The organism is Chitinophagales bacterium, assembly GCA_040877935.1.
In the GTDB taxonomy this organism is placed as follows: Bacteria; Bacteroidota; Bacteroidia; order Chitinophagales; family CAIOSU01; genus JBBDNB01.
On sequence record JBBDNB010000045.1, the window covers coordinates 61388 to 69534 of the forward strand.

Below are 8147 nucleotides of genomic sequence, written 5' to 3' on the forward strand. Positions count from 1 at the left end.
TAGCTTTATTCAAATGCTTTATTAATAATGGCCTCTTGTTCTTCCACATGGATTTTATTGTATCCCGTAGCAGGGGATGCGCTGGCTTTTCTAGAAACCAATTCCCAATCGATATCCCTGTAGCAACTGAGCATATATACCCATGCTCCTTTGTTGGAGGGCTCTTCCTGAACCCAAAGAAACTTGGCCTTTTTATATTTTTTAATGAGGGCGTCCATTTGCTTGTAAGGCAATGGATACAATTGTTCCAATCTTACAATGGCAATATCCTTGCGCTTGTCCTCTTCCTGTTTTTCCAGTAATTCGTAGTAAATTTTTCCACTACAGAACAGCACTTTTTTAACATCGGCCGCTTTTACATTTTCATCATCTATCAATTCCCTAAAACCATTTTTTGTAAAATCAGCAAAATCTGAAATACAGCGCGAATGCCTCAAAAGCGATTTTGGAGACATGATGATCAATGGTTTTCTAAATGGTCGCTCCAATTGCCTTCTTAAAATGTGGAAGAAATTGGCTGGTGTAGTACAATTCGCTACTGTGATATTAAATTCAGCACAGGCAAGCAAAAAGCGCTCTAATCTTGCGCTGGAATGTTCCGGCCCTTGTCCTGCATAACCATGTGGTAAAAGCATAACAAGGCCACTCATGCGTTGCCATTTGGATTCAGAAGAGGTTATGAATTGATCGATAATGGTTTGTGCGCCATTGCAAAAATCTCCAAACTGCGCTTCCCAAATTGTGAGCGTATTGGGAGAAGCCATGGAGTAGCCAAATTCAAAACCCAGTACGCCAAATTCAGAGAGCAGTGAGTTGTAAATCCTAAACATGCCTTGGTCTTCCTTGAAATAATTCAGGCGATTGTATTCTTTGCTGTTTGTTTCGTCATACAAAATTGCATGTCGATGCGAGAAGGTTCCTCGCTTAACATCTTGGCCGCTCATGCGAACGTCATTGCCTTCCAAAAGTATTGAGCCATAAGCTGTAAGCTCTGCCAACGCCCAATCCATTTGGCCATTGTCAATAAGCTTTTGTGAACTCTTCAGCAATCTTTCGACTTTTCTCAAAGGCTTGAAATCTTCTGGAGTGCTTTGTAATTGCTTCAGAATTTGCTTGAGGGTTTTTTCCGTAATAGAAGTTTTGGGCGATTTTTCAAAATCCTTTTCCTCGGATTTTCTCAGTTCTTTCCATGCCCGTTCCGGATCTTGGTACTTATACGGGAGAGTATTTTGCTTGATTTTATCTTGTCTTTCCTGCAAAACATCCCAAAATTCCTGGTTGAGTTCTTCTGCCTCTTTTTTATCTATGGTCCCTTTTTCCATCAGGGTTTCAATATAAAGTTCCCTAGGGTTTTTATGGTTTTCAATGGCTTTGTAAAGCGTAGGCTGCGTAAATTTAGGTTCGTCCCCTTCATTGTGCCCATGCTTTCTATAGCAAACCATGTCAATGAAAATATCGGTATTGAATTTTTGCCTGAACTGAGCAGCAAATTCAGCGGCATACACCACTGCTTCCACATCATCGCCATTTACGTGCAAAACCGGAGCTTGCACAACTGCTGCCACTCCTGTGCTGTAGGTTGAAGAACGCGCATCGTCAAAATCGGTGGTGAAGCCAATTTGATTGTTGATGACAAAATGAATGGATCCACCCGTTTCGTAGCCTTTTAATTTTGACATTTGAATTACCTCAAAGCCAACACCTTGGCCGGGCAATGCGGCATCACCATGTACTAAAATCGGAAGGATTTTATCGTATTCCGAATTGTAAAGAATATCGGCTTTTGCTCTTGTAAATCCTTGTACTACGGGGTTTACAGCTTCCAAGTGAGAAGGGTTGGGGCTGAGTTTCAAGTGAACGGGTTTTCCGGTTGCAGTTTCTATTATAGAAGAATATCCCAAATGATATTTCACATCGCCATCGCCCATGGTGAGGTCGGGAACTGCCGTGCCCTCAAATTCACTGAAAATATGCTCGTAGGTTTTTCCCAGCACATTGGCCAAAACGTTCAAGCGGCCCCTGTGCGCCATGCCAATTACCACTTCTTCTGTTCCACCTTCGGCAGATTCATTGATTATGGCATCCAATCCGGGGATGAATGATTCGCCTCCTTCTAGTGAAAAACGCTTTTGACCGATGTATTTTGTATTGAGGAAATTCTCGAAAACTACCGTATCGTTCAGTTTCTTGAGAATCCGTTTCTTTTTCTCTACGGGCAAATTTATTACATCAGAACCCTTTTCAAATTTATCCCGAATCCAATTCCTGACATCTACATCTTCTATATAGGTGTATTCTATGCCAATTGCCTTGCAGTATATTTTCCGCAAAAATTCAATGATGTTTTCCAAGGTAGGATTGGACAAGCCCAATTCCTTTCCGGCTATAAATGTGTTTTTTAAATCGTTTTTATCCAGTCCAAATTCTTCAATATTCAATCTGGCATGGCGGTCTTTCCGCTCCCTTATGGGATTGGTCTTAGCTTCCAAATGCCCTCTTTGGCGATATGCCTCAATCAATGACCATACCTGAAGTTCTTTGGGAGAAAGGCTTTGGCTGTCCTCCCCAAATCGAGCCATCGCAAATTCGAAGCCCTCGAAAAACCTGGCCCATTCAGGGTCAACCTTATCAGGGTCTTTCTGGTAATCTTCATAAATAGATTCTATATACTCAGGGTGTGCATTGGACATGTACGAGAACTGCGAGCTCATTATCTTATTTCAATGTTTTAGCAATTAAATAGCTAAGCAAATTTACGCAATCATTGGGAGTTAGACCGATATTATTGCCAAAAGGTTCACCCGAATTGCTTAGTTTTTTTATTTAGTTGGCTTTTTTTGATTTACTTGGTTTCTTGTTTTATATTTGCACTCTTAAAACTTTTAAGGAATGGCAAATAGCAACTCAGCAAAGAAAAGAATCAGGCAAATCGCAAGCCGTAGATTGCGCAATAGGTATTATGCAAAGACCATGAGGACTTTGGTTAGGAAGGTAAGAACTGCAACTGACAAGACAACAGCAGATGCTAATATAAAAGAAGCTATATCTATTATCGATAAATTGTCCAAGAAAAATTTTATCCACAGCAACAAGGCTGCCAACTTGAAATCAAAATTGATGAAACATTACAATAGCCTTTCGTAATTAAGATTTCCTATAAATTATTAATTTAGGCATGGTATTTACTTATCATGCCTTTTTTAATTTATGGAATATTACGAAAACAAAATGAGCATAAAAGCCTGGGCTGAGGCCGACCGACCCAGGGAAAAACTACTGCTCAAGGGAAAAAGAAGCCTTTCAGATGCTGAATTGATGGCTATATTGATTGGTTCGGGAAATGCAGAAGATTCCGCTATTGGCCTCTGCCAGAAAATTCTAAAAAGTTGCAACAACGATCTTCACGAACTGGCAGGACTCTCTGTAAAGGATTTAATGAAATTTAAGGGAATAGGTGAAGCCAAGGCCATTTCCATAGTTGCTGCTCTTGAGCTGGGGCTGCGCAGACAAGGAAGCGATATTGCCAAAAAGCCACTGATCAAAGCGGCAGCGGATGTTTATCAATACATGTCGCCATTGCTTACCGGTTTGAAGCACGAGGAGTTTTGGGTGTTGTACCTGAACAGGGGCAATAAAGTCATTCACAGAGGGCAACTGAGCAGCGGGGGCATTTCAGGAACGATAGTGGACAGCCGGATAATTTTCAAGACTGCGCTGGAAAACCTGGCCAGTAGTATTATCCTGGTACACAATCATCCATCGGGCACCTTGAAGCCGAGTATGCTCGACAACAAATTGACCCAAAATGCCAAACAAGCCGGTGTAATTATGGACATACCCGTGCTTGACCATGTGATATTTACCGATAATGGCTATTACAGCTTTGCGGATGAGGGGAGGTTGTGATAAGTTGAAAACGGGTAGTGAAAGTGTTTTGCGTGATTTTCATATTGAAATAGAAAATTTATCTTTGGAAGGTGCAGTATATCAATCAGTACAAAAAAGAAATTCAAGCATTGTGCAAAAAGCATAATGTCAAAAACCTGTACGTTTTTGGTTCCCATGCAAGGGGAGATTATACACCTGAAAGTGATGTTGATCTTATGGTGGAATTTGAAGGCGTTAGCCTGTATGATTATAACGACAATTATTATGACTTTTTTCAAAGAATGGAAAAGGTACTGCGCAAGAAAGGTGATTTAGTTCAAATAAATATATCAAAAACCCTTATTTAAAGCAGGCTATTGATAAGGAAAAAGTGAAAATTTATGAACAAGATCAAAACCTAGCTGCATGATATTCTGATGTGCATAGAGGAAATTGAATCATATTTTGAGTCTAATCCAATCCCAAAGACTTCAATCATTTTCTGGAAAATGCAATGATGAGAAAAGCCATAGAAAGGAATCTTGAGATAATAGGAGAGGCGGTAAATAGAATAATTAAGGAAGGCCCTAAGATTCAAATTTCTAATGCTAGGAAAATTGTGGGTTTAAGAAATAACATCATTCATGGATATGATGTTATTGATGATGCAAATATCTGGTCAATTGTAATTAACCACCTCCCTTTATTGAAAACGGATATTGCCAGATTATTAAATGAATAAGCCTCTAAGGGCACTAAGTTCTTATTCAGCACCAAGATTCAAAGCGCGCCAATTTTTTATCACACTTTATATCCCATTTATTTTCAAATATTGTTCGTATATTTGCGAATAATAGCTAGAAATTGAGATGACAACAAAGACCAAATATTTTACCCAAGAACAGGAACAAACAGCAAGGTTTGCCAAAGCGCTGGGTCATCCTGTTAGAATTGCCATCCTGGATTTGCTCAATTCCCAGACTTGTTGCTTTCACGGTGATATGGCCGAAATACTGCCTATTGCAAAATCAACCTTATCTCAGCACTTAAAGGAATTGAAAGAGGCAGGCCTTATACAAGGAGACATCACCCCGCCCAGTACTAAATACTGTATAAACAGGGAGAATTGGGATAAGGCAAAATCGCTGCTCAACCAGGTATTGAAATAATTTTTTTTGGAAAATATTATTCGTTGTTTTGCGAATTACGAATTATGTTCGTAGTTTTACGAACGATTTAAATAACCAAATAATAAAGAAATGAAACGAATCAAAGTACTGGGCCCTGGATGCCCCAAATGCAAAACCACTTACGCCAATGTTTTGGAAGCCGTAAAACAATCTGGAATTGAAGCCGAGGTCGAGAAAATAGAAGACATTGAGGAAATGATGAAATACAATGTATTGACTACTCCGGTATTAATGATAGATGAAGAGGCGAAAATAAAAGGCCGGGTTGCGCAGGTTGGCGAAATTGTCGATTTGCTGAAATAGGGCGAAGATTTGATTTTGAGATGGTCCAGATGGGGTATTTCTTAATTGAAAGAAAGCACATTATTATATGTTTGATTGGATACAAGATTTTGCCGATTGGCTCATTTATTCCGTTTTTGGTGTTGGAGCTGAAACCCATTTAGGCACTGCCCTAAACTTCTTTGTGTACGACACACTGAAGATTTTGATACTATTATTTGTCATCGTTTTTCTAATGGGTGTTGTGAATGCCTATTTCCCTATCGAGCGGCTTAAAGATTATTTAAACCGCAACAAGCTTTATGGAATGGAATACCTGTTTGCCTCCTTATTCGGGGCGATTACACCGTTCTGTTCCTGCTCCTCTGTCCCTTTGTTTATCGGCTTTGTGCAAGGCGGGATTCCACTTGGGGTAACTTTTGCCTTTCTCATTACTTCCCCCTTGGTCAATGAAATTGCCATTGCCATGTTTTTAGGAATGTTTGGAGTAAAGGCCACATTGATTTATGCCATATCAGGGATTGTACTGGGAACAGTGGGAGGTTGGATTTTGGGCAAATTAAACCTGGAACCAATGCTTTCTGATTGGGTGAAAAAAATATTGGAAAATGCCCAGCAACAAAGCGAATACGAAGAGGAAAAACGCACTTTTCTCCAGCGAATACCAGAAATTACCCGTGGCGCATGGGATATTGTCAGGGGCGTATTGCTTTATGTCATCATTGGTATTGGCATTGGAGCAGCCATGCACGGCTATGTGCCCGAAAACTTTTTTGGTGAATACCTGGGAGGCGGACAATGGTGGACGGTTCCTTTGGCTGTGATTTTGGCCGTACCCATGTATGCTAATGCCGCAGCAATTGTGCCTGTCATCCAGGTTTTTGTGGCCAAAGGCGTGCCGCTTGGAACTGCCATTGCCTTTATGATGGCCACTGTGGGTTTATCCATACCTGAAGGCACACTGCTAAAAAAGGTCATGTCAATGAAACTCATCGCTATCTATTTTGGTGTGGTAACGCTGTTCATCATTTTATCTGGATTTTTATTTAATGTACTCTTATGAAAACAAAAACTAAAATATTACTCGAACTCTGGTCGGAAGCAAGAACCCGCTTTTCCAATCAATTGGAAAACATTTCTGAAACTGACCTGAAAAAAAAGTTGGGTGAAAGTCCCAATTCAATAGGTTTTCTAATTCGCCATATAGGTGATGTGGAATTGTTGTTTGCCAAAAATGTATTTGGAGACAGTTCTGTAAAAGTAACTGCCAAAACAGTGATTGCGCAAGAAGATACAGGCGAGTGGACCGATTTGGAAGCCCTGAAAAGTTATGTTTCGGAATCTTTCGAGCAACTCAAATCCATTGTAGAAAAACAAAAAGAGGAGGATTGGGAAAGCACTGTTAAAACCAAGGAATTTGGCACCAAAACAAGAGCTGAAGCATTTGGCAGAGTTGTTTCCCATACAGCCTATCACGCAGGACAAATTTCAATAATCAATAAATACGGAAACCATTAAAACTTATAAAATGAAAACATCAAACATCGCTTTATCACTAATTATGCTATTGTTTTTTTCGTGCAGTAGCGAGGCACAAACCGGAAACAAACAAGCAACAAATTCAGCTTCCAATGAAAAAATTGAAGTCATTCAATTTCATTCTGAAAATCGCTGTAGAACCTGCCTAACAATTGAAGAGTTGGCACGCCAAACTGTTGAAAATTATAGTGACATATCCTTTTCATTAGTCAATGTGGACGACAAAGCAAATGAGGAAAAAGCAGATGCATTTGAGGCATTTGGCACGGCCTTATTTCTCTATAATCCTGAAACAGGCGCCAAAAAAGAACTGACAGATTTTGCATTTATGAATGCGGGAAACAAAGAAAAATTCATTGCAGGCTTGCAAAAGGAGATTGATCAGTTTATTGAATAGCTGATTGATTGAGTAGAAAATTGCTGGATTGGAAGATTGATCCATTAAGCATTTGCAAATTAAGACATGAGACAATTAAAAAGATGGATTGGTTAACAGAATTAGCGCAAAACAGGGAAGCCCCAACTTTGGCAGCATTTGCCCTGGGCTTGCTCACGGCTATTGCTCCCTGCCCCCTGGCTACCAATATTACCGCTACTGCTTTTATTGCTAAAAGCATCAGCAGTAGAAAAAAAGTGCTGTTGAGCGGTTTTCTTTATACCCTCGGCAGAATGCTATCCTATACGCTTATTGGAGCAATTATTTTCTTTGGAGCAAGTAAATTTCAAGTGGCCAAATTATTTCAGGGCAACGGTGAAAAATTCATCGGTTTTGTAATGATTTTCATAGGGCTGATTATGCTTGATGTGATTAAATTGAATTTTATCAAGGGCGGAAATTTGATCGATAAGCTATCAGAACGCTTTAAAACCAAGGGTTTATTGGGCTCGTTTTTGCTGGGTGCCTTATTCGCCCTGGCATTTTGCCCCTATAGTGGTGCATTGTTTTTTGCCATGCTCATTCCCATGACATTTTCTGCTGATGCAGGTTTGGCGCTGCCCGCTATATTCTCCGTGGGCACAGGTTTGCCGGTGATCCTATTTGCTTTTGTGATTGCCTTTAGTATGGAAAAACTGGGCATGTATTTTAAGGCCATTACCAAAGTGGAAAAAGTAATGCGCATAATAGCCGGAATCGTGTTTATACTCACAGGAATTTATTACATAAATATTTACTTTAAATTGATTTGAGAGTTTTTTAAGCAAAAAGTTTTTAGCCACAAAGATTCTGTGTTAATAACCAAGAGTATTTTTAATTAATTTTGATTTTGA

At 39.7% G+C, this 8147-nt stretch carries 10 protein-coding genes and 1 pseudogene; 10 read left to right on the plus strand and 1 reads right to left on the minus strand.

The window, feature by feature from the left end; all coding sequences use genetic code 11:
* Nucleotides 1-5: 5 nt before the first annotated feature.
* Complete coding sequence (locus WD048_12665) at nt 6-2711, minus strand: 2-oxoglutarate dehydrogenase E1 component (protein MEX0813063.1); 2706 nt, start codon at nt 2709-2711, stop codon at nt 6-8.
* A gap of 178 nt (nt 2712-2889) precedes the next feature.
* Here WD048_12665 and rpsT point away from each other — a divergent pair, with 178 nt between their 5' ends.
* The 10 genes and pseudogenes from rpsT (at nt 2890) to WD048_12715 (ending at nt 8066) form a co-directional block, all read left to right on the plus strand.
* Nucleotides 2890-3144 (plus strand): 30S ribosomal protein S20, encoded by a 255-nt coding sequence (gene rpsT / locus WD048_12670; GenBank protein MEX0813064.1) that lies wholly within the window; start codon nt 2890-2892, stop codon nt 3142-3144.
* Between the two features lie 63 nt (nt 3145-3207).
* The gene (radC, locus tag WD048_12675; GenBank protein MEX0813065.1) at nt 3208-3906 is read left to right on the plus strand and encodes a DNA repair protein RadC; all 699 of its coding nucleotides are present in this window, start codon (nt 3208-3210) and stop codon (nt 3904-3906) included.
* Nucleotides 3907-3977: 71 nt separating this feature from the next.
* Complete coding sequence (locus WD048_12680; GenBank protein ID MEX0813066.1) at nt 3978-4235, plus strand: nucleotidyltransferase domain-containing protein; 258 nt, start codon at nt 3978-3980, stop codon at nt 4233-4235.
* 128 nt (nt 4236-4363) lie between these two features.
* Nucleotides 4364-4609, plus strand: a pseudogene (locus WD048_12685) (HepT-like ribonuclease domain-containing protein).
* Nucleotides 4610-4736: 127 nt separating this feature from the next.
* The gene (locus tag WD048_12690; GenBank protein ID MEX0813067.1) at nt 4737-5036 is read left to right on the plus strand and encodes a winged helix-turn-helix domain-containing protein; all 300 of its coding nucleotides are present in this window, start codon (nt 4737-4739) and stop codon (nt 5034-5036) included.
* A gap of 90 nt (nt 5037-5126) precedes the next feature.
* Complete coding sequence (locus tag WD048_12695) at nt 5127-5360, plus strand: thioredoxin family protein (protein ID MEX0813068.1); 234 nt, start codon at nt 5127-5129, stop codon at nt 5358-5360.
* Nucleotides 5361-5427: 67 nt separating this feature from the next.
* Nucleotides 5428-6402 carry a permease gene (locus WD048_12700; protein ID MEX0813069.1) on the plus strand — a complete coding sequence of 325 codons (975 nt, stop codon included), beginning with the start codon at nt 5428-5430 and terminating at the stop codon, nt 6400-6402.
* Nucleotides 6399-6857, plus strand: a complete 459-nt coding sequence (locus WD048_12705) for a DinB family protein (protein ID MEX0813070.1) — start codon at nt 6399-6401, stop codon at nt 6855-6857. The genes WD048_12700 and WD048_12705 overlap by 4 nt, the downstream gene beginning before the upstream one ends.
* Nucleotides 6858-6867: 10 nt before the next feature.
* Entirely contained in the window at nt 6868-7275 is a 408-nt protein-coding gene (locus WD048_12710; protein MEX0813071.1) for a nitrophenyl compound nitroreductase subunit ArsF family protein, read from the plus strand.
* Nucleotides 7276-7358: 83 nt separating this feature from the next.
* The gene (locus WD048_12715) at nt 7359-8066 is read left to right on the plus strand and encodes an aromatic aminobenezylarsenical efflux permease ArsG family transporter (GenBank protein MEX0813072.1); all 708 of its coding nucleotides are present in this window, start codon (nt 7359-7361) and stop codon (nt 8064-8066) included.
* Nucleotides 8067-8147: the final 81 nt, after the last annotated feature.

What these genes read in the sequence shown, in the direction of transcription:
- WD048_12695 (MEX0813068.1), top strand. Translation starts at nt 5,127, where the DNA reads ATGAAACGAATCAAAGTACTGGGCCCTGGATGCCCCAAATGCAAAACC.
- rpsT (MEX0813064.1), top strand. Translation starts at nt 2,890, where the DNA reads ATGGCAAATAGCAACTCAGCAAAGAAAAGAATCAGGCAAATCGCAAGC.
- WD048_12705 (MEX0813070.1), top strand. Translation starts at nt 6,399, where the DNA reads ATGAAAACAAAAACTAAAATATTACTCGAACTCTGGTCGGAAGCAAGA.
- radC (MEX0813065.1), top strand. Translation starts at nt 3,208, where the DNA reads ATGGAATATTACGAAAACAAAATGAGCATAAAAGCCTGGGCTGAGGCC.
- WD048_12715 (MEX0813072.1), top strand. Translation starts at nt 7,359, where the DNA reads ATGGATTGGTTAACAGAATTAGCGCAAAACAGGGAAGCCCCAACTTTG.
- WD048_12710 (MEX0813071.1), top strand. Translation starts at nt 6,868, where the DNA reads ATGAAAACATCAAACATCGCTTTATCACTAATTATGCTATTGTTTTTT.
- WD048_12700 (MEX0813069.1), top strand. Translation starts at nt 5,428, where the DNA reads ATGTTTGATTGGATACAAGATTTTGCCGATTGGCTCATTTATTCCGTT.
- WD048_12665 (MEX0813063.1), bottom strand. Translation starts at nt 2,711, where the DNA reads ATGAGCTCGCAGTTCTCGTACATGTCCAATGCACACCCTGAGTATATA.
- WD048_12690 (MEX0813067.1), top strand. Translation starts at nt 4,737, where the DNA reads ATGACAACAAAGACCAAATATTTTACCCAAGAACAGGAACAAACAGCA.